19 protein-coding genes are annotated in these 20,852 nt (G+C 64.2%); 9 read left to right on the plus strand and 10 right to left on the minus strand.

Annotation, left to right across the window (positions count from 1 at the left end; genetic code table 11):
* Positions 1 to 189: 189 nt before the first annotated feature.
* The 7 genes from DAAJ005_RS07440 to tmk all read left to right on the plus strand — a co-directional run bounded on the left by DAAJ005_RS07440 (position 190) and on the right by tmk (position 7,024).
* Positions 190 to 2,283, plus strand: coding sequence for a 3-hydroxyacyl-CoA dehydrogenase NAD-binding domain-containing protein (locus DAAJ005_RS07440; RefSeq protein WP_151846558.1), 2,094 nt, complete (start codon positions 190 to 192; stop codon positions 2,281 to 2,283).
* A gap of 39 nt (positions 2,284 to 2,322) precedes the next feature.
* A complete protein-coding gene (locus DAAJ005_RS07445; RefSeq protein WP_151846559.1) occupies positions 2,323 to 2,514 on the plus strand; it encodes a type II toxin-antitoxin system HicA family toxin in 192 nt (63 codons plus the stop codon).
* A complete protein-coding gene (locus DAAJ005_RS07450; protein ID WP_151846560.1) occupies positions 2,515 to 2,967 on the plus strand; it encodes a helix-turn-helix transcriptional regulator in 453 nt (150 codons plus the stop codon).
* 287 nt (positions 2,968 to 3,254) lie between these two features.
* On the plus strand, positions 3,255 to 4,436 hold the full coding sequence (locus DAAJ005_RS07455; protein WP_151846561.1) for an acetyl-CoA C-acyltransferase: 1,182 nt from the start codon (positions 3,255 to 3,257) through the stop codon (positions 4,434 to 4,436).
* A gap of 94 nt (positions 4,437 to 4,530) precedes the next feature.
* A complete protein-coding gene (locus DAAJ005_RS07460; RefSeq protein ID WP_151846562.1) occupies positions 4,531 to 5,466 on the plus strand; it encodes an alpha/beta hydrolase in 936 nt (311 codons plus the stop codon).
* Positions 5,467 to 5,584: 118 nt separating this feature from the next.
* A complete protein-coding gene (locus tag DAAJ005_RS07465; RefSeq protein ID WP_151846563.1) occupies positions 5,585 to 6,370 on the plus strand; it encodes a Nif3-like dinuclear metal center hexameric protein in 786 nt (261 codons plus the stop codon).
* Between the two features lie 3 nt (positions 6,371 to 6,373).
* Entirely contained in the window at positions 6,374 to 7,024 is a 651-nt protein-coding gene (gene tmk / locus DAAJ005_RS07470) for a dTMP kinase (protein WP_151846564.1), read from the plus strand.
* Positions 7,025 to 7,028: 4 nt separating this feature from the next.
* Here the strand turns inward: tmk and DAAJ005_RS07475 are convergent, their stop codons facing one another.
* The 8 genes from DAAJ005_RS07475 to DAAJ005_RS07510 form a co-directional block, all read right to left on the minus strand.
* Positions 7,029 to 7,913, minus strand: a complete 885-nt coding sequence (locus tag DAAJ005_RS07475; protein WP_226342628.1) for a glutaminyl-peptide cyclotransferase — start codon at positions 7,911 to 7,913, stop codon at positions 7,029 to 7,031.
* 25 nt (positions 7,914 to 7,938) lie between these two features.
* Positions 7,939 to 9,099: a tRNA epoxyqueuosine(34) reductase QueG gene (gene queG / locus DAAJ005_RS07480; protein ID WP_151846566.1), complete on the minus strand. Its 1,161-nt coding sequence runs from the start codon at positions 9,097 to 9,099 to the stop codon at positions 7,939 to 7,941.
* Between the two features lie 219 nt (positions 9,100 to 9,318).
* Positions 9,319 to 12,090 (minus strand): pitrilysin family protein, encoded by a 2,772-nt coding sequence (locus tag DAAJ005_RS07485; protein WP_226342629.1) that lies wholly within the window; start codon positions 12,088 to 12,090, stop codon positions 9,319 to 9,321.
* Positions 12,091 to 12,423: 333 nt separating this feature from the next.
* Complete coding sequence (locus tag DAAJ005_RS07490) at positions 12,424 to 13,515, minus strand: bifunctional 3-deoxy-7-phosphoheptulonate synthase/chorismate mutase (protein ID WP_151846567.1); 1,092 nt, start codon at positions 13,513 to 13,515, stop codon at positions 12,424 to 12,426.
* 45 nt (positions 13,516 to 13,560) lie between these two features.
* Complete coding sequence (locus DAAJ005_RS07495; RefSeq protein ID WP_151846568.1) at positions 13,561 to 14,007, minus strand: globin; 447 nt, start codon at positions 14,005 to 14,007, stop codon at positions 13,561 to 13,563.
* A gap of 77 nt (positions 14,008 to 14,084) precedes the next feature.
* Positions 14,085 to 14,858 (minus strand): ABC transporter permease, encoded by a 774-nt coding sequence (locus tag DAAJ005_RS07500; RefSeq protein WP_151846569.1) that lies wholly within the window; start codon positions 14,856 to 14,858, stop codon positions 14,085 to 14,087.
* A gap of 55 nt (positions 14,859 to 14,913) precedes the next feature.
* Complete coding sequence (locus DAAJ005_RS07505; RefSeq protein WP_029483315.1) at positions 14,914 to 15,852, minus strand: ABC transporter ATP-binding protein; 939 nt, start codon at positions 15,850 to 15,852, stop codon at positions 14,914 to 14,916.
* 124 nt (positions 15,853 to 15,976) lie between these two features.
* The gene (locus DAAJ005_RS07510; protein ID WP_151846570.1) at positions 15,977 to 16,825 is read right to left on the minus strand and encodes a 1,4-dihydroxy-6-naphthoate synthase; all 849 of its coding nucleotides are present in this window, start codon (positions 16,823 to 16,825) and stop codon (positions 15,977 to 15,979) included.
* A gap of 69 nt (positions 16,826 to 16,894) precedes the next feature.
* On the opposite strand from DAAJ005_RS07510, the gene DAAJ005_RS07515 reads away from it, so the two are divergent.
* Entirely contained in the window at positions 16,895 to 17,416 is a 522-nt protein-coding gene (locus tag DAAJ005_RS07515) for a DUF6174 domain-containing protein (protein ID WP_151846571.1), read from the plus strand.
* Here the strand turns inward: DAAJ005_RS07515 and ribF are convergent.
* A complete protein-coding gene (gene ribF, locus DAAJ005_RS07520; RefSeq protein ID WP_151846572.1) occupies positions 17,400 to 18,299 on the minus strand; it encodes a riboflavin biosynthesis protein RibF in 900 nt (299 codons plus the stop codon). The two genes, DAAJ005_RS07515 and ribF, sit on opposite strands and share 17 nt — an antisense overlap.
* Positions 18,296 to 18,814, minus strand: coding sequence for an NUDIX domain-containing protein (locus DAAJ005_RS07525; protein ID WP_151846573.1), 519 nt, complete (start codon positions 18,812 to 18,814; stop codon positions 18,296 to 18,298). The genes ribF and DAAJ005_RS07525 overlap by 4 nt, the downstream gene beginning before the upstream one ends.
* 434 nt (positions 18,815 to 19,248) lie before the next feature.
* Here DAAJ005_RS07525 and tilS point away from each other — a divergent pair, with 434 nt between their 5' ends.
* On the plus strand, positions 19,249 to 20,850 hold the full coding sequence (tilS, locus tag DAAJ005_RS07530) for a tRNA lysidine(34) synthetase TilS (RefSeq protein WP_226342630.1): 1,602 nt from the start codon (positions 19,249 to 19,251) through the stop codon (positions 20,848 to 20,850).
* Positions 20,851 to 20,852 lie beyond the last annotated feature (2 nt).

Genomic DNA, 20,852 nt, shown 5'->3' on the forward strand with positions numbered 1-20,852 from the left:
GCTTAAAGGCACGTCTTAGACGTGCTTTTTTCATTGTCTGTCGGGGTCTGGCTCCCATCCTGCTCCGGGCCTGTTCCCCACAAAATGTACGCGCACGTCTATTATGAACGCTGACGTATTTGACCAGAGGCGGGCGACATGGAAGCATGGACGCCTCAGCACCACGCACAACTCAAGGAGGCTCCACACATGACCAGCGCGCAAGCAGAAATGGTTCAACAGTCCCGTGACGGCGAGATTCTGATTCTCACCATCAACAATCCGCCCGTCAACGCCTTTTCCCCCGGCGTCCCGGAGGGTCTGAAAGCTGGGCTGGACGTGGCCGCAGCCGACGACGGCGTGAAGGCCGTGGTCATCATCGGCGGCGGACGCACCTTCGTCGCTGGGGCCGATATCAAGACCTTTGGCCGCCCGCGTGAGGAATCCCCCGATTTGCGCGGCACGATTGAAAAGCTGGACGGCTTTGGCAAGCCCACGGTGGCCGCCATTCACGGCACGGCGCTGGGCGGCGGTCTGGAACTGGCGATGGGCTGCAATTACCGCGTGGCGGTGAAAGAGGCTCAAGTTGGCCTCCCCGAAGTCAAGCTGGGCGTGCTACCGGGCGCGGGCGGCACGCAACGTCTGCCCCGCGTGGTGGGCGCACAGAAGGCGCTGGAAATGATGCTGTCTGGCAACCCGATTAAAGCGGGCGAGGCGCAGAAACTGGGTCTGGTGGATGAGATCGTGGACGGCGATCTGCTGGCCGGAGCGGTGGCCTTTGCCCGCAACCATGCCGACGCCCGCCCGCTGCCGCGCATCAGCGAGAAGGGCGTGGAAGGCGGCTCCCCTGAAGTCTTCGCCGCCGCCCGCGAAGGGATCAAGAAGTCGCACCGGGGCCAGCTCTCGCCCTCGCTGATCATTGATCTGACGGAAATGGCGGCCAACAAGCCCTTTCAGGAAGGATGGGACGCCGAATCGGGCAAGTTCCTGGAGGCCATGAACAGCCCGCAGTCGCGTGGCCTGCGCCACATCTTCTTCGCTGAACGCGAGGCGGGCAAGATTCCCGGCATCACGAAGGAAACGCCCACCACCGAGATCAAGTCCGCCGGAATCATCGGCGCGGGGACGATGGGCGGCGGCATCGCCATGAATTTCCTGAACGCCGGAATTCCCGTGACCATCGTGGAAACCCAGCAGGAGGCGCTGGACCGGGGCCTGGGCGTGATCCGCAAGAACTACGAGAATACCGCCAAAAAAGGCCGCATGAGCATGGAGGACGTGGAAAAACGCATGTCCATGCTGACGCCCACGCTGGACATGACCGATCTGAAAGACGCCGACATCATTATTGAAGCGGTCTTTGAGAACATGGACGTGAAGAAGGAGATCTTCACCAAGCTGGACGCCATTGCCAAGCCAGGGGCGATTCTCGCCAGCAACACCTCCACGCTGGACGTGAACGAGATTGCCAGTGTCACCAAGCGCCCAGAAAGTGTGATCGGGCTGCACTTCTTCAGCCCGGCCAACGTGATGAAACTGCTGGAAATCGTGCGGGCCGACAAGACCAGTGATTCGGTGCTGGCGACGGGTATGGCGCTGGCGAAGAAGATCAAGAAAGTGGGCGTGGTGGTGGGCGTCTGCGACGGTTTTGTGGGCAACCGCATGGTCCACCGTTACGGCGACGAGGGCCGCAAACTGGTGGAGGAAGGCGCGAACCCGCAGGATGTGGACGCCGCCATGAACGCGCTGGGGCTGCCGATGGGGCCGTTTCAGATGGGCGATATGGCTGGCCTGGACATCGGCTACGCCATCCGTCAGCATCAGGCGAAGGTGGCGGGGCAGCCCAAGCCCGACGGCTGGATTGACCGGATCGTGGAGACAGGCCGCAAGGGTCAGAAAACTGCTGCGGGCGTCTACGATTACGGTGAAGACCGCAAGCCGAAGCCCAACGCCGAAATGACCCAACTGATCGCCGACTACCGCACCGAGAAGGGCATCACGCCGCGCGAGATCGGGCAGGATGAGGCCACCAAACGCCTGACCTACAGCCTGGTCAACGAGGGCGCGAAGATTCTGGAAGAGGGCATCGCCCAGCGGGCGGGCGACATTGACGTGATCTACATCTACGGCTACGGCTTCCCCGCCTACCGGGGCGGCCCCATGCAGTACGCCGACGAGCAGGGTTTGAAGAATGTGGTGGCCGACTTGAAACAGTACGGCCAGACGCCCGCGCCCCTGCTTCAGCAGTTGGCTGATGAAGGGGGAACGTTCGGGGGTTGGGATAAAGCGAAGGGGAAAAGCTGAGCCTTGTTATCAAATCTGATAACATACTGAGCGTGATTCATGCCGCGTAAAGTCCGTGAACTCATCCGTGATCTGGAGCGGGCGGGCTTTGAACTCCAGAGCGTGCGCGGCAGCCACCGCAAATTTGTGCGGCACGGCAGCAAGATTGTTCTCAGTGGTGGAGATGGTGACGATGCAAAGAAATATCAGGAGAAAAATGTTCGGGAAGCTATCCAGGGCGAGGAGGAATAAATGTACCTGACAATTATTTCTAGCGGTGAACGCAACTGGAATGCTCTAGTTCCCGAATTGAATTGCATCGTCACTGCTCCAAACCGCGAGGAATTACTTAAGCTGACCAGGGAGAGTATTGCTGTTGCGCTAGAGGACGTTCCTGCTGTTTCGCCCACGGTCAATTCTGTTGCAGATATTAGCCCTGGCGTGAGAGCTGAGTTGGACGGCTCCGAAGAAATCCTCTTCCTCAATCCCGCCTCCATGAACCCGGTCAGCCTGGAAATTGAACAGACTTTGAATGCCGCTGGAGTTTCGCAGGCTGAACTTGCCCGGCGCATTGGCAGCAGCCGCTCAGCGGTCAATCGCCTCGTCAATCCGTTTTACTGGGGCCATTCGCTGGATGTCCTGCGGCGCGTGGCTGAGGCTTTGAATACTGAAGTTCAGGTCAAGTTTGCGGCGAAGGCGTCGTAAATCCTTGCCAGCTATTCGATGTAAATGCGGAACGAAGTTGAGCTGGAGCCAAATACCGAACCCGATTGAATGGCTTATGGTTTCCGACGAGACCTTTGACAAGCTGACAGATGCGGAAACAGACAGCTTATCTGCTGATGCTTTTCACAATCAGATGAAGCATCTACTTCTCTGCCCTTGCTGCGGAAGATTATGGGTGTTCTGGAATGGTTTTTCCGGCGATCCGCAAGTTTTCCTACCTGAAGTCAACGAGTTATAAACCCTCATTCTCAAAGGAGTAACCCAATATGCCCGAAGCAGTCATCGTATCCACCGCCCGCACGCCCATTGGCAAAGCCTACCGGGGCTTTCTTAACGACACGCACGGCTCTGATCTGGGCGCACACGCTGTCATGCACGCCGTGCAACGCGCCGGAATTGACCCCGCCGAGATTGAGGACGTCATCATGGGTTCCGGCAACCCCGAAGGCGCAACCGGCAGCAACATCGCCCGCCAGATCGCCCTGCGCGCCGGATTGCCGGTGAGCGTGGCGGGCGTGACCGTCAACCGCTTTTGCTCCAGCGGCCTGAACACCATTGCGCTGGCGGCCAATCACGTCATGGCCGGACAGGGCGAGATTTTCGTGGCGGGCGGCCTGGAAAGCATCTCGCTGACCCAGAACGAACACGCCAATAAATTCCGTCTGCGCGGCGAGTGGCTGATGGAACACAAGCCTGACATCTATATGCCCATGCTGCAAACGGCGGAAGTCGTGTCCCAGCGCTACGGCGTCTCCCGTGAGGCGCAGGACGAGTACGCCCTGAGAAGCCAGCAGCGCACGGCGGCGGCGCAGGAAGCCGGGAAGTTTGATCACGAAATCGTCCCCATGACCGCCACCATGAAGGTGCAGGACAAGGCGACGGGCGAGATTTCCGAGCAGGAAGTGACCCGCAAGTTGGACGAGGGCAACCGCCCGGAAACCACGCTGGAAGGGTTGCAGAAGCTCAAGCCCGTCATTGAGGGTGGTGTCATCACGGCGGGCAACGCCTCGCAACTGTCGGACGGCGCGGCGGCGGTGGTGGTCATGGACGCCGATATGGCCCGTGAGCGCGGCCTGCAACCGCTGGGGCTGTTCAAGGGCTTCGCGGTGGCCGGATGCGAACCCGACGAAATGGGCATCGGCCCAATTTACGCCGTGCCCAAACTGCTGAAGCGCCATGGATTGACTGTGGACGACATTGACCTGTGGGAGCTGAACGAGGCCTTCGCCGTGCAGGCGCTGTACTGCCGGGACCAGTTGGGCATTGACCCGGAGAAGTACAACGTCAACGGCGGCAGCATCAGTATCGGCCACCCCTACGGCATGAGCGGCGCACGTCTGACCGGCCACATTCTGCTGGAAGGCAAACGCCGGGGCGCAAAGCATGTGGTGGTGACCATGTGCGTGGGCGGCGGCATGGGCGCGGCGGGATTGTTCGAGGTTTTGTAATCGTCTGATGGTCGCTGGGCTGTGGGAGGTCTTTTCTGGATCTCACAGCCCTCCGTTATTTCACTGCCTTTCCTCAATCCTGTGGAGGTTTCCTATGCCCCTTGATCCCGCCTTAAAAGAAGTCCTTTTGCAATTTGCCGCCGCGCCCCAGCCGAACGGTCTGGAGGAGATGCGACAGGCCGTTATCGCCACCTCGGCCCGCACGCCCAAAAGGACGATCACGGGCGTTTCCACCCGTGACCTGACCATTCCCGGCCCCGCCTCGGCACTGCCCGTCCGGCTGTACACGCCGGAAGGAACGGCCCCGGCGCAGGGCTGGCCGCTGACCGTGTTCTTCCACGGCGGCGGCTTCGTGGCCTACAACATCGAGACACACGATCAGGTGTGCCGTGAATTGTGCGTAGGCGCAAAGAGCGCGGTGCTGAGTGTGGAATATCGTCTGGCCCCGGAGAACAAGTTTCCGGCCCCAGTGGACGATGCCTATGCTGCCTTCACCTGGGCTGCCGCGAACGCCGCCGAACTGGGCATTAACCCGGCCCGGCTGGCGCTATCGGGCGACAGTGCGGGCGCGAGCCTGTGCATCGCCGTCACCCAGCGTGCCCGTGACGAACATGGCCCGGCCATTGCCGCGCAACTGCTGATCTATCCCGCCGCCGATTTCGTGAACACGGACCGCTACGCCTCGCGCAAAGAGAACGGCGAGGGCTACTTTCTGACCGAGGAGCGCATGAAGTTCTTTGGAGAGATGTACCTCGCGGAAGCTGAACACGGCGCGCACCCGCACGTTTCCCCGCTGCACGCCGCCGATCTTAAAAATCTTCCGCCTGCGCTGGTGCTGACGGCTGAGTTCGATCCCTTGCGCGATGAGGGCATCGCTTACGCCGAGGCGCTGCGGGTGGCGGGGAACCGCGCCGAACACCAGCCCGGCCCCGGCATGATCCACGGCTTTGCCAACATGACGGGCGTATCCCCGGCGGCGGCGGCCCTGATTGATGAGGCGGCGGCTTGGCTGGGGCGCGAACTGACATAGGCTGGGCAGCTCCAGCGGCAGCGGGCCAGCCTTCCCTCCAGCGCAGGGTGGGCTGGCCCGCTCGTTTCCAGTGGGTTCGGAGGCATTGGCCCTATGCCTGCGCCTCTACAATGCCCCCATGACCGATTCCTCTACCTCCAAGTCCCCCGAGGTCAACCGCGATGAGCTGGTGCGCTGGCTCAATGAGTACCTCAAGATCGACGCCTACCCCGATCCCAGCATGAACGGCCTTCAGATAGAGGGGACCGGAAAGATCACCCGTGTCGCGGCCAGCGTGGACACCAGTATCAAGACCTTGCAGCACGCGGCAGACAGCGGCGCGGATATTCTGCTGGTGCATCATGGCCTGTTCTGGGGCGATCCGCTGGCGATCACCGGGCCACACCGTACCCGCCTGCAAACGGCGCTGGCGGCAGACCTCAACCTGTACGCCGCCCATATTCCGCTGGACGCCCACCCCGAAATCGGCAACAACGCCATGATCGCCAACGCGCTGTCGCTGGAAAACCGCCAGCCGTTCGGGGACTGGGCGGGCCACAAGATTGGGCTGGCCGGAGAACTGCCGTTTGAACAGTCATTACAGGACTTTGCAGACCGCATCCAGAAGCTGACGGGCGAAATCTGTCTGGTCCACGGCGGCGGCAGCCCCACCGTCAAACGCCTGGGTATCATCAGCGGCAGCGGCGCAGACCGCATTGCCGAGGCCGCCGCGCTGGGTCTGGACACTCTATTGACGGGTGAACCGGAACACAAGCACTTCCACGATTCTTTTGAAAACGGCGTGAATGTGGTCTTCGCCGGACACTACGAAACCGAGGTGTTCGGCGTCCGTGCCCTAGCCGCCAAGATTGAGGAAGAGTTTGGCCTGCCCTGGCAGTTTCTGCACCATCCGACGGGCCTGTAGTCGGTGGTTTCGTCGTCTCAGCCCGAGACTGGCCTCTTCATTTCCTTTGAAGGGCCGGAAGGCGCAGGCAAAAGCACCCAGATTGCTCGTCTGCTGCGGCATCTGGAATCGGAGAGCGTGCCCTACACCGTCACCCGTGAGCCGGGCGGCACCCCACTGGGAACACGCGTGCGGGATGTGCTGCTGGACCCCGAACTGACCATTGATCCGCTGCCCGAATTTCTGCTGTACAGCGCCAGCCGCGCCCAGCTCGTTACCAACGTCATTCGCCCAGCCCTCGGCAGGCGAGAGGTGGTGGTGTGTGACCGTTACGCCGATTCCAGTCTGGCGTACCAGGGTTTCGGGCGCGGCCTGAATGCCGGACTGCTGCGCGGCATCACGGCGGCGGCGACAGGCGGGCTGTGGCCCGATCTGACGGTGTTGCTGGACCTTGACTCCGTTATCGGTCTGGAACGGGCAGCGCGGCGCGGTCAGCCAGACCGGTTGGAACAGGCAGATCTCACTTTCCATCAACGGCTCAGACAGGGTTTCCTGAAGCTGGCCGAGGCGGAGGCAGAACGTTTTCTGGTGCTGGACGCCACTCTGGATGAAACCGATCTGGAAAAAACGATCTGGGAGGCGATCCAGTCACGCCTCCCAGTCTTAAAAATCTAGGGCCTCAGCGTCGGGGCTGAGCGCGCCCGTTCGTTGTTCCCAGTCCGGGCACCTTGACCTCAAAAATCGTCCCCCAGCGCTTGCCGGTCAGCAGCAGCGTGCCGCGCTCGGGGATGTACGCGATGCCGTTGGGAATGTCATCGAAGGTCAGGGGCTTGCCCAGTTTGGCGGCGCTGGCGCTGGCCTCGCGGGTCAGGGCGGACACGTCGATCCAGGCGGTAACTTTGCCCGTTTGCGGATCGATCCGCGCAATCCGGTCTGTCAGCCAGATGTTGGCGTACACGCTTCCCCCGGCGTATTCCAGCTCGTTGATGTTTCTGACGGGCTGCCCGCCATCGGTGACAGTGACGCTCCGCTTGGCCGCAAAGGTTTTGGGGTCGCGCCAGACCAGCTTGGGGGTGCCGTTGCTCATGATCAGGTCCTTGCCGTTGGTGGTCAGCCCCCAGCCCTCGCCGCCGTAGCGGTAGCGCCCGACTTCCTTCAGGGTCCCGGCGTCGAAGGCGAAGGCCAGCCCGTCTTGCCAGGTCAGGTGGTAGGCCACGCCGCCCACCACCGTGACGCCCTCGCCGAAGGCGGTGGACAGCGGCGTGGCCACCCTGCCCAGCACCTTGCCGGTTTTCAGGTCTACCCGCCGCACACCGGATTCGCCTACCAGTCCGGTGCTTTCCATGTAGGTGCCGTCCCCCAGGTACTGAAACCCCTCGGTAAAGGCGGCGCGGTCATGGGGATAACGGTTGACGATGGTGGGGGTCAGGATCGTCGGCACTGAATTGGCCGGAGCTGAATTCGCTGGAGCAGCAGCGGGTGAGGAGGCAGGAGGCGTGGACTGGGCCAGGACCGTGTTCAGGGACACGAGACCGAGTAGGGAAAGCAGGAAGACGGCGCGCACAGGTTCATGGTAGGCAAGTGGGGCGTCAGGTATCTGACATTTGCCCCAAGATTGTTGATCCTGGCCTATGCAGACTAGACAACTGCGGGGTGGCCAGCACCTGTGCCGCACCGGCCTTGACCGTCTCGTCCGGGTCATTGACCAGTGTACGGACCGAGTCCATCTCACCCCACTGGCCCAGTGCCCAGGCGGCAGCCTCGCGGACTTCGGGGGCAGGGTCGGTCATTCCTGCCAGTAGCAGCGGCCAGCCTTCTGGCGCGCGGGTGTTGCCCAGCACGGTCAGCGCGTTGCGGGCCATCCCTTTGCGGCGTGGGCGCAGAAAGGCCGTGCCAGCAAACCGGCGGTTGAATTCCCGCTCTCCAATACCGAAGAAAGCGCTCAGGTCTGGGTGCGCCAGCTCAGGTTGCGGCCTCAGCAACTCCGCCAGCGGCCCCGCTTTCTGTGACCACGGGCAGACCTCGCTGCACACGTCGCAGCCGAACAGCCACTCGCCCATATCTGCGCGGAACCCGTGCGGTACGGGGCCTCGGTGTTCGATGGTCAGATACGAGATACAGCGCCGCGCATCGATGGCCCGGTCATTGCCAATCGCGTTCGTGGGGCAGGCGGCCACGCAGCGGAAACACTTGCCGCAGCGGTCAGGATGCGCTGCCTGTGAACCCTCGAAGGGCAGATTGGTCAGCAGTACCGCCAGCGTTATGAATGCGCCCAGCCGTGTGCTGATGGTCATGCCCGACTTGCCGCGCCAGCCCAGAAATGCGCCGGAGGCGAACAGGCGTTCCATCACCGGACCGTGGTCCACGTAGCCGCGTGCCCGGATGCCCAGCGCCGCCGCCTCGGTTTCCAGGCGGGTCAGCAGTGGCTGCAATTGATCGTGGTAATCCGGGGTCCAGGCGTAGCGGGCCACGCGCCCCACGCGGATGCCATCCGTAGGCTTGGGGGGGTCCTCAAAAGCGTGCGAGATACCCAGCACCAGCACGCTGCCCACGCCCTCCAGCCGCGAGGACGGATCGGCCCGCGCCGGAAGCTGCCGCTCCAGATAGGCCATGCCCGCGTGTCGCCCGTCGTCCAGCCAGCGGGCGTATTCGTCCACAGCACTGGACGGAACGGTGGCCGCCGCCCAGCCCACCCCGTCCGCGCCCAGGCTCTGGGCCAGATCGGCGAGGAGTTCAGTGGGTGCGCTCATGGCGCAAGTATGCCGCGCCCGGCAGCATCGAAAAGGAGTCTCCGTCAGATGCGGGACTCCTTTTCTCAGTCGGGAATGGTTTTATACGGATTCCGTCTGTTTCGTTAACAAACCGGGAAAACGCCGGTTCGTCAACTCCACGCCCGGAACCCGTACTTCTCTTTCTCGCATCCGCTCGGATTTCCATCGTTTTTGCAAACGATTCAATCGGAGTCCGTTTTACTTCCCGAATGTTCCCGCGCGCACCACCACCAGATTTTCAGGCGTCACGTACTTGTTCAGCGCGGCCTTCGCCATTTCCGGCGTCACGGCGCTGATTTTCGCTTCCAGCTCGGCGTTGAAGGCGTAGGTGCGGTTCAGGTACGCCTGCCTTACCAGACTGCCTACCAGCGTGGCATCACTGCTGCGGGCCACGCGGGATTCCTGCAAGATGGCGGATTTGGCGGAAGTCACCTCGGCGGGGGTAAAGCCGTCCCGCAGCGCTTTCGCCAGTTCCTCGCGCATGGCGGTCACGACTTTCTCGGTCACGTTGGGGTTGAAGATCGCGTAGGCGCTGTAACTGCCTTTCTGGTCCTCGCTGCTGGCGCTGACGCTGCCGCCCGCGCCGTAGCTGAGGCCGTCCTGCTGCCGCAGCCGGTTGAACAGGCGGGAATCGGTACCCGAACCGAAAATCCGCATGGCGACGATCAGCGCCGGGTAGTCGGCGGCATCGTCGCGCAGTGGAAAGTTGAGGCGGGCCACATACACCGCGTTGGCCTTGTCTGGCACGTTGATCACGGTATCGGCGGCTTTGGGCGTGACCAGCGGCAGCGAGACGCGCTCGTACTTCACGCCGCTCCCAAACCCATCCAGAATGCCCGGCAGCGCCGCCGTGATGGTCTGCGGATCGAAGTCGCCCACCGCTGCCACCTGTACCTGTGCCGCGCCCCAGACCTTGCTGTAATAGTCCTTGACCTGATCCAGCGTCACGGCTCTGGTGTCTTCAATGGACTCGTCCAGCGTGGAGACATAGCCCAGATCGCCGCGTTTGGCCCCTGGCTGGGCGAAGGCGCGGGCCAGTGCCTGACTCGCCACCGCCTGCGGATCACCGCGCCCGGATTCTGCGCCGTCGATTGCCCCCTTCTTCAACTCGTCGAAGTCGGCCTGCGGGAAGACGGGTTCGCGCAGCACCTTCTTGACCAGTTCCAGCGCCTCGGCCAGATGCGTGCGGTCCGTGCTGACGCGCACGCTGGCCCCCGACGCGCCGCCCGACACGCTGAGCTGCGTTTTGATGGCTTCCAGGCGGTCATTCAGTTGCTGCCGGGTCAGGTCTTTGCTCCCACGCGTCAGCAGCGGCGCGATGAAGTCGGCGGCGTCCCCACCGTCCTTGACCGTCTGCGCGTTGCCGAAGTCCAGATTCATCACGAATTCGATGCGCTCGCCGCGCGTTTTCTTGGACAGCAGGGCCACCTTCGCCCCGGCCACCTCGCTCCGCACTGTGCGGGCTTCAATGGCGGCGGGTTCGGGGGGAATGTTCTCGCCCGCTGTCTGCGCCGCGCGGCCTATGTAGCCTTTCAGAAGTTCATCGGCGCTGGGGGCCGCTGTCACCGTCACGCGGTCTGGCTCCGGCGTCGGGACGAACATGCCCAGCGTGCGGTTGGTGGGCTTGAGATAGATGCCCGCCACACGGGTTACGTCCGCCGCCGTCACCTTTTCCAGCTCGTCACGCAGCTTGAACAGCAGCCGCCAGTCGCCCGCCGCGATGTACTCGGACAGGGTCACGCCCACCTGCTCGGGCTTGGACAGCAGTTGTTCGTAGCTGCCCACCACGCGCGTGCGGACGCGGGCCACGTCCTCGTCGGTAAAGGCCGTGTTGCCCGCCTCTTCCAGAGATTTGATCAGGGTGGCCTGGGCGGGGGCGGTGTCGTCATCCTTGCCCAGCACGGCGGCGTACATCAACAGCCCTGGATCGGAGGCGGTGTTGGTCAGGCTGCCAATCGCAGTGGCCTGCTTGGTCTGCACCAGCGCCTTATACAGCCGCCCGGCGGGTTCATCGGCCAGAATCTGGTCCAGCACCAGCAGCGCGGGCATATCGGGATGGCGGATGCTGGGCATGTGGTAGGCGGTCAGCAGAATGCGCTCGTCTCCCACGCGGCGCACGGTCACGGAGCGTTCGCCGTCCTGTGGATTTTCCACGGTGTACTCGGCGGGCAGCGTGCGCCAGGGCTTGCGGATCGGGCCAAAGTCCTTTGCGATCTGTGCCAGCGCCACCTCCGGGTCAAAGTTTCCGGCCAGCGTCAGTACAGCGTTGTCGGGCTGGTAATACTTTTTATAAAAGTCCTGAAGGCGCTTGATCGGCACGTTTTCCACGTCGCTGCGGTTGCCTATGGCCGTGTTGCCGTAGTTGTGCCAGTCGTAGGCCACCGAACGCACCTGCTTGTACAGCAACCCGAATGGGCTGTTCTCGCCGCTCTCGAACTCGTTGCGGACCACCGTCATCTCGGTGTTCAGATCGGTCTGGGCGATCTTCGAGTTGACCATGCGGTCCGCCTCCATGCCCAGCGCCCAAGTCAGGTTGTCGGCGCTGTTGGTCATGGTCTCAAAGTAGTTGGTGCGGTCCTCGCTGGTGGTTCCGTTAAAATCCGCGCCGCGCTTGCCCAGGCTTTCCAGAATATTGCCGCTGGTGGGCGTGCCCTTGAACAGCAGGTGTTCCAGCAGGTGCGCCATGCCCGTCTCGCCGTAGTTCTCGGAGCGGCTGCCCACCTTGTAGGTCACGTTCAGCGTGAACGTGGCTGCCGAGGTATCGGGGAACAGCAGCACATGCAGACCGTTGGGCAGGCGATATTCGCGGATGCCCTCCACCTCGGTCACGAACTTTACTCCAGCGGGCAGGGTCATGGTGGCGGCAGTGGTCGGGGTCGTCTGCGCCCAACCCATTGAAGCAGGGGCGGAGGTCAGCAGCAATGAGGACAGCAACAGGGCGGCGGTGAAACGCATGGGGCGTGATGACATGGAGCCTCCGGGGGAAAGTGTTGGAGAAATGGACGGCAACTAGCCTAGCGCCGGGGCGAAAGGGAGGGGGGCGAGTTTGCCACTTTTGGAAGTTGGGTTGAGATTTGGTGTTGAGGGGTGGCTGGCATGGTTTACCCCCTCCCCCCCTACGGGGGACCTCCTCTTAGAAGGGAGGCAAGAGTTGCGGAATTGCCATACCAGTCGCATTTCTCGGCTCCCTTTGAGGGAAGCAGACTGGCTGGCACAGCTCCGAAGGAGAGGGATTATCTCTTCATCTCCAACGAAAAAAGAGGAGCCTCGCACCCGGCGAAACTCCCCTCTCTTCTGTAAAACTTAGACGCGCACAGGCATCTTCATCATCGGAGCCAGCGCGGCGTCAAACTGGTCGTATCCGGCGAAGTCCAGTTGCTGCTCGTTGTCGCTCAGGGCGGTGGCAGGGTTAGGGTGAACCTCAATGTGGATGCCGTCTGCGCCCACGGCCAGCGCGGCTTTCGCCAGCGGTATCAGCAGGTCACGGCGTCCGGCGGCGTGCGTCACGTCCACGATCACGGGCAGATGGGTTTCCTGTTTTGCCAGAGCAACGGCCGACAGGTCCAGCGTGTTGCGGGTCCACTTTTCAAAGGTGCGGATGCCGCGCTCGCACAGAATGACCTCGCTGTTGCCTTCGGACAGGATGTACTCGGCGGCGTACAGCCATTCCTCGATGGTGGCGCTCAGCCCGCGCTTGAGCAGCACCGGGCGGCGGGCGCGGCCCACTTCACGCAGCAGGGCGAAGTTGTGCATGTTGCGCGCCCCGACTTGCAGGATGTCGGCGTACTCGGACACCACTTCCACGTCTCTGGTATCCATGACCTCAGTGATGAACAGCATCTTGTTGGCGCGGGCCACCCGGCTGCCAATAATCAGGCCGTCCACGCCCATGCCCTGAAAGCCGTAGGGGCTGGTGCGCGGCTTGTACGCGCCGCCGCGCAGGATCTTGACCCCTTTGCCCGCCAGATACTCGGCGGTCTGCTCCATCTGCTCCTCAGATTCGATGCTGCACGGCCCGGCGATAATGATGGGTGGGGAGTCGCCGCCGATCTTCACACCGTCGATATCCAGCACGGTGTCTTCCTTCTTGACCTTGCGTGAGACCAGCAGTTGCTTCTTGTCGTTGCTCTCTTCCAGCGCCAGACTGGCCTTGAAGATTTCCTTGAACAGGTGCTTGACCGTCGCGCCCGTGAAGGGACCGGGGTTCAGCTCTTCAAGCTCACGCAGTTGGCGGTCCTCGCGGGCTGGATCGTAGTGGTTGGGGCGGCCTTCCTGGGTCTTGGCGTGGCCGATCTGGGCCACCACCGTGGCGCGCTGGGACAGCAGTTTCAGCAGGTCACGGTTGATCTGGTCGATCTCGGTGCGGAGGTCCTCGATGGTGCGGGGTTGTGTCATACCCCGCAGTCTAGGAAAAGCGCGCCTAAAAAGACATTCAGGCGGCTAGTCAATTGAAAGGAGTTGTCCAACTTTGCCGTCCAGTGTCGCGTCGTCGTCAGGGGTATTGACCATGTGGGCCGCCACCCGTGCGAGGGCCGCGTGCAGTTCCTGTGCCTCGGCCCCGCCTATCTGGGGGGTGTCCTGCAAGGCGTTTTCCATGCAGCTCAGCCACGCCCGACCGCGTGTAGGCGTGATGGCGTGCGGCAGATGACGCGCCCGCAGTCGGGGCGGCCCGTAGTTCTGGTGGTACAGCGGCGGCCCACCCAGAAAACCCGTCAGAAAGGCCAGTTGCTTCTGGGCCGTCAGGGTCAGGTCGGCGGGAAAGATGGGGGAGAGGTCCGGGTCCTGGGCCACCAGCGCGTAGAAGCGCGTGACCAGGGCGGCCAGCGCCTCCGGCCCGATGCGTTCGTACAGGGAGCCGCCCGCTGAGAGTTGAATGGGCGCGGTCATGATTGACAGGCTAGCAGGCCAGCAAAAAAGAGAGGCGGACCTCTGCCCACCTCTCTGGTGAAGTTGAAAAGAACGCGCTACACGTCGCGGCGGTCGAAGGCGTAGATCGCCATCAGGCCAAAGCCCAGGGTATAGATCAGCAGCAGGATCAGCGGCTGCCCGATGTCGCCCTGCTGCACGTAAACCCCGAAGTGCGAGGTCAGCAGGATGCGCTGGATGGCTTCGGGCAGGACCACCAGCAGGCGCATGACGATCAGCGTGGCAAACGTGGCCAGGGCCGAGGCCGCCGTATTCAGGAACAGCACGCCGAACAGCAGCGACAGGGCGGCCACTGGCATCAGGACGATGGCGGCCAGGAACGCACCGCGCAACACCTGCCCGAACGCCTCGCCGCCGCTCAGTTCGCCCACGCCCACGAACAGGCCTGGCCCCAGCCCGGTGCCGCCCGTGAAGGTGCCGAAGCCCAGCGGAATGCCCGCCAGGAGTGATCCGGCCACGGTGGTGATGACCAGCAGGAACGGGAAGACCAGCGCGGCGATCAGCTTGCTGGCAATGACCTTGGTGCGGTCTACCGGGCGCAGCAGCAGCGGCGCGAGGGTGCCCTGCGCCGTCTCCGAACCGATGGTCTCGGCCACCGTGACCGCGATAAACAGCGGCAGCAGGTACTGGATCGTCACGCCGATGCTCACGGCGGGCAGTTGCCACCCGCTGATCATGTTGACCTGAATCAGCGCGCTCAGGCGCGGCGCGAAGGCCCAGATCAGCGGCAGCACGAAGGTCACGATCAAGGCCAGTTTGGCGCTGCGCGATCCCAGCAGTTTGCGAAATTCCAGCAGCAGCAGCGTGATCACGCGCGCCGCCAGGTGAGCAGGACGGTGACAGGGGGGGGAACGCTATCGCTCTTCATCAGGCTTTCTCCACGCGCTCGCGGTAGTACTCGTACAGGTCGAAGTGATCGGGGCTGGCCTCAAAGACCCGGATGCCCTCCTCGCTCAGGCGGGCTAGGGCGTCGGGCACGCGGGCCTCGCCGCCCAGGTGCGCGATGGCAAACGGGGTGCGGGTACTGACCTTGCGGACAAACGGCAGCCGCTCCAGCACCGCCGCCGCGCCCACCGGATCGTCCACCCGGAAGCGGTAGGCCGCCTGCCTGGCGCGCAGGTCTACGGTATCCACCAGCCGTCCCCCGGTCAGAATACCCACGGTATGCGCGTAGGTGGCGATTTCGCGCAGGTGATGCGTGCTGAGGACCACCGCGCAGCCGTCGGTGGCCATGCTGGTCACGATGCGGTGGATCAGCCCGATGCCCAGGGGGTCAAGACCGCTGGTCGGCTCGTCTAGGATCAGCACTTTGGGATCGGCAAGGATGGCGCTGGCCACCCCCAGCCGTTGCCGCTGCCCCAGCGAGTATTCCTGCACCTTGCGGTCCGCCATGCGCGTGAGTTCCAGCAGCGCCAGCACCTCGCGCAGGCGTTCGCGGGGCACCTTGCGCCCGCCAGGGGCCATTGCAGACAGGTTGGCGTGGATTTGCAGGTTCTGGTTGCCGGTGAACTGTGTGTAGAACTTGGCCGGAGCCTCCACCACCGCGCCCAGAAACGCGCGGGCGCGGGCACCGTCGGTATGCACGTCACGGCCCATCAGGCGGATCTCGCCGTCGGTGGGAAAGGCCAGGCCGGTCATGCAGCGGATCAAGGTGGTCTTGCCGGTGCCGTTGGGGCCGGTCAGGGCGTAAACCTCACCGGGACGGACGTTCAGGAAAATCTCTTCCAGAACGCTGTGGTTGCCATACTTTTTGTTTAGCCCACGCACCTCGATGGCGGGAATGGCGGGCGCGCCTTGCTTCGTCACCCCGACACCTTAACGCGGGATGAATCAACAAGTTCTTACAATTGCCTTCGCCCGTGTTGAAGGGGGGCGAGAAGTTCGATTCTGGGTCAGCTTCCGTCCAGGCTGGAATCGGCCTGCCTGATCTTCAGGGACGCTCCACGAACAGGGGCAGGTCCGACGCCACCACCGCGCCCACAGCCACGGCCCGGCGGTGCAATTCCTGCACGGCGCGCGTGCCTTCCTCGCCTACGTCCAGGCTGAACGGATTCACGTACAGGTCGATGTGCGCCTGCATCACCTCGTCGGCCATCTCCAGCGCGTGCTGACGGATATAGGCGCGCGAGGCTTCGGGGTGGGCGTAGGCGTATTCCAGGCTGGCCCGCACCGACCCGTTCAGCGCCCACTGCGTCTGCGGGGCCAGATCGCGGCGCACCAGGATCGCGCCCAGCGGCAGGGGCAGTCTGGTCTCGCCTTCCCACCACGCGCCCAGATCCAGGTGCTTGCTCAGGCCGTGCTGCGGGTAGGTGAAGCGCGACTCGTGGATGATCAGGCCCGCGTCCACTTCACCGCGCTCCACGGCAGGCATCACGGCGTCGTACCGCATCCGCACGACGTTGACTTCGGGGTAGACCAGCCGCAGTAGCAGTTCTGCTGTCGTCAATGCTCCCGGCGAGGCCACCGTTTTGCCGTTCAGATCCCCGATGTCGCCGCGTGTCACGATCAGCGGTCCCACGCCGCGCCCCAGCGCCCCGCCCGCGCGCAGGGCCACATACTGATCCATCACGCCAAAATACGCGCGGTAACTGATCTTGGTCATGGGCAGGCGGCCTTCCACGGCCCAGTCGTTGAGGGTCTGCACGTCCTCCAGAACCTCCTGCACCGGCAGGGGCGCGGGTACCAGCCCGGCGTGCAGCGCGTGGAAGATGAAGGTGTCGTTGGGGCAGAAGGAATAGCCCAGTTGCAGGGTGTCGGGAGAGGTGGGCAGGAGGCTCATGGCCCCAGGGTACGCCCGGCCTCACGCGCAGATCAGCGGTTCATCACACTGCCGCTCCATGCTGGGACCATGAAACGGCTTGCCCTGTTGACGGCCCTGAGCTGCGTGGCCTGCGCTGAAGCGGGCGGCGCGGACGGCGGCATTCCTGTCGGTCCCGCCGCCCAGACCTGCGCCCCCGGTTATGTGCGGCCCGATTTTGCCCGTCTGGAGGCGGAATTGAAGACGGCCCGTGCCCTCTGGAAGGCGGCGGGCATCCAGAACTACAGCTACGATTTCGCCCGGATTGCCGCGCCCGTGCGCTTTCCCGACGTGATGGTGACGGTGGAGGGCGGGCGCATCAAGGCCGTCGTGTCTCAGGACCCACTGGAACAGATGCTCCCGGAGGGGCTGAACGTCGGCCCGGTGGAGGCCCTGTTTCTGGAAATCACGCGTGCCATCACGTATCAGCGTTCCCAGCCCTGCGCCGATCTGCGTGTGACCTACAGCGCCGCAGACGGCCATCCCACCACCTCCTACAGCGGATCGCAGTTCAGCCCGCTGGCCGACGGCAACGCCGAGTGGCGCGTGACCAAGTTCAGCGCACGTCGCTGAGCGCAGACCGCGCCCCCTGGGCGTCGCGGGCCAGTTGCGCCTTCAATTCGTCCAGTCCGCCAAACTTCTGCTCGCCGCGCAGGTGTGTGAAGAACTTGACCTGCAATTCCTTGCCGTAGAGGTTGCCCTCGAAATCGAACAGGTGGACCTCGAAGCGCCGGGTCTTGCCGTTCACGGTGGGCCGGAACCCGACATTCGCCATGCCGTGCCAGCGCTCGCCCTGGTCCCCCAGCGCCACCACCGCGAACACGCCCATCGGCAGCGCCTTGCCGTCCGGCACACCGATATTGGCGGTGGGCCAGCCAATCGTGCGGCCCAGTTGATCGCCCTGAACCACCACGCCCTGCGCGTCGTAGTGGCGGCCCAGTAACCTTCCTGCGCCGTCCACGTCGCCGCTTGCCAGCAACTCGCGGATGCGGGTGCTTTTGATGTCCTCGCCGCCCAGTTGGTGCATCGGCAGGGCCACCACCTCGGCGGCCACGCCGCGCAGGTCTTCCACGCCACCAGCGCGTCCGCGCCCGAAATGAAAGTCCTCGCCCACCACCACGGTGCGCGGGCGCAGCGTCCGCAGGTCGTCCAGAAACGCCTCCTTGGGCCGGGCGGCAAATTCGGGGGTAAAGGACATGGCAATCGTCTCGTCCACACCGTAGCGGGTCAGCAGGTCCAGCTTTTCCGGCAGGGTGGACAGGAATTCTACGCCCTGGGTCAGCACCCGCGTGGGCGGATCGAAGGTGTAGACCACGCTGGGCACGCGGTGTTCGCGCGCCTTGGCCTTCAGTTGCGCGATCAGTGCCTGATGTCCCAGATGCACGCCGTCGAAGGAGCCGACGGCCACCACCGTTTCGGTGTCGGGGCGCTGGGAAGGCGAAACGTAGGTCTTCACTCGTCCGCCACCGGACCCTGACCATTCAGGCTCTGCATCCCGTACAGCGCCGCCGCCAGGGTGGACGCGCTGCCGATGATGCGGCCCTCGCGCAGGCCGTCCAGCACTTTCTGGGGGGCCATCCAGACCACCTCAATGTCCTCGTCCTCGTCGTGGGGCAAGCGGCTCTCGCGCAGGTTGGTCGCCTGAAACACGTACAGTTGCTCGTCGCAGAAGCCGGGGCTGGAGTAAAAGCGGGTCAGCAGGCGCATCTCGCCGTCCAGCCCGGCCTCTTCCTGCAACTCGCGGCGGGCGGCGGCTTCGGGGGATTCCTCGCCGTCGATCAATCCCGCCGGGGCTTCGAGGGTATGGGCGTCCACGGCGCGGCGGAGTTGGCGCACCAGCAGCATCTCGCTCGCCTCGTTCAGGGCCAGCACGGCTACTGCGTCGGCGTGGCGGATCACCTCCCACTTGTTGTCCAGCAGTTCCAGTTTCAGGATGTGGCCGTCGTAGATCGTGCGGGCGTCGCCAGTCATGGGGGCATTGTAGGGATTTGGGGCTGGGTGGCCTGTGGGCGGGGAGGCCAAGCGTCCTAGAAGGCTGAGGCTTTAGCAAGTTGCCCCACCCCCCAGCCCCCTACCCCAGGGGGGCAGGGGGAGCTAACGTTGCACTGGGCATGGGTTCTCGGGCGTTGTGGGTAGGAAAGGGCGGCGGCGATCCGGGTCTGATGCCCGGCTCCGTCACGCTGAATGCGGCCCGTCCGCTTCGCGCCCGACGGCCTTCGGTTGCTGCTCAGTTGACGTTCTTGCGTGTTGAATGGAATAGAACGCCCTGGCTTTTAGCTCCTCCCCCCTTGCGGGGGAGGCTGGGAGGGGGGTAGCGGGCTTCGCCTGCTCTTGCTCGTCCATCTGCAGCCAAGTCGTCTGTCCAGAACCCTCCACCCTGCCTGCCCCCAAATACAATGCCCCCCATGTCCGCTCTGCCCCCTCACCTTACCCGGCCCCTCGCCCCCTACGCCGGGCAAGTTGTGGCCGTGGGTGTGTCTGGCGGGGCGGATTCGGTGGCGTTGCTGCGGGCGCTGGTGTTGGCTGGCGTGCGGCCTGTCGTCGCCCATCTGGACCATGCCCTGCGCCCGGAATCGGCAGAGGACGCCCGCTGGGTGGCGGAACTGGCTGGGACGCTGGGCGTTCCTTACGAAGCTGCGCGGGTGGACGTGGCGGGGGTGGCGGCGGCGCGCGGCTGGAATCTGGAGGACGCGGCCCGCCGGGTGCGCTACGACTTTCTGGGGCGCGTGGCGAAGCAACACCGCGCAACAGCCGTCCTGACTGCCCACACCCGCCGTGATGTGGCTGAGACCGTGCTGATGCAAGTGCTGCGCGGCGAGGCGGTCCTGAATGGTATTCCCGCCGAACGGGGGCGGGTGCGTCGCCCGTGGCTGGCGGTGCCGCGCGCCGATCTGGAAGCCTTTCTGCACGCGCTGGGGCAGGACTGGCGCGAGGACGCCTCCAACGCGGATCCCGCCTTCACCCGCGCCTGGATTCGCCGCGAGGTCATGCCGGTGCTGAGCGCCCGCTTTCCAGGGGCCGAGGCGAGTCTGGCACGGGTGGCAAACTACGCCGCGCAGGACGACGCCGCTTTGACGGAACTGGCCGCCCGACTAACCTCGCATACGCCCCTGCAAAAGCAACCTGCTGCTGTGCTGCGCCGCTTCGTGCGCCTGGAGTTGATGGGGGCGGGGCTAGAATTTCACGCTGATCATCTAAAGACGTTGGCGGAGGCACTGGGAACGGGCGAAACAGTCCATCTCACCTTGCCAGGAGCGCGGGCGGTCACGGTCACGGACGGACAGCTTTCCCTGATTCCACAGCGCTGGCCCGAACCTGCTTTCCCCTTTCCCCCTGGCTGGCAGCGCCGCACCCGGCAGGACGGGGACCGCATCCGCCTGCCCGGCGGCACACGCAAGCTCAGCGACGTGCTGACCGATCTCAAGATTCCGCGTGGAGACAGGGAAAGCGTGCCGCTGCTGGTGTCCGGCGAGGGTGTGCAGTGGGTGGGCGTCTCGCCACCAGTCTGGGCCGTGGGCGCGCGTGAGGTGGCGGGCGTGATCCCAGACCCCTTCCATGCCGCGATGGGCGAGGCGCTGACACTGGCCCGGCAATCGGCAGCCGAGCAGGAGGTTCCGGTGGGTGCGGTGGTCCTCGGCCCTGGCGGCGAAGTCATGGGCCGGGGCCGCAATACCTCCCGCGCGGACGGCGATATGACCCGCCACGCCGAACTCGCCGCGTTGCGGGAAGCTGCCGTCACGCTGGGAACGCCCTATCTGGGCGGTTGCACCCTCATCGTGACCCTGGAACCCTGCCAGATGTGCCTGGGGGCGGCGTTGGAGGCGCGGGTGGGCCACATCGTCTACGGCGCGTCCAATCCCAAAGCCGGGGCGCTGGGCGGCGTGACCGACATGCTGGGTCACCACTGGGGCCACGCGCCCACAGTCACGGGCGGCGTGCGGGCGGCGGAGGCGGCGCGGCTCTTGCGGGCCACCTTCCAGGGCATTCGGGGAGCCAGCAAGTCCTGATT

This window comes from Deinococcus sp. AJ005 (assembly GCF_009017495.1).
Taxonomy (GTDB): Bacteria; Deinococcota; Deinococci; order Deinococcales; family Deinococcaceae; genus Deinococcus.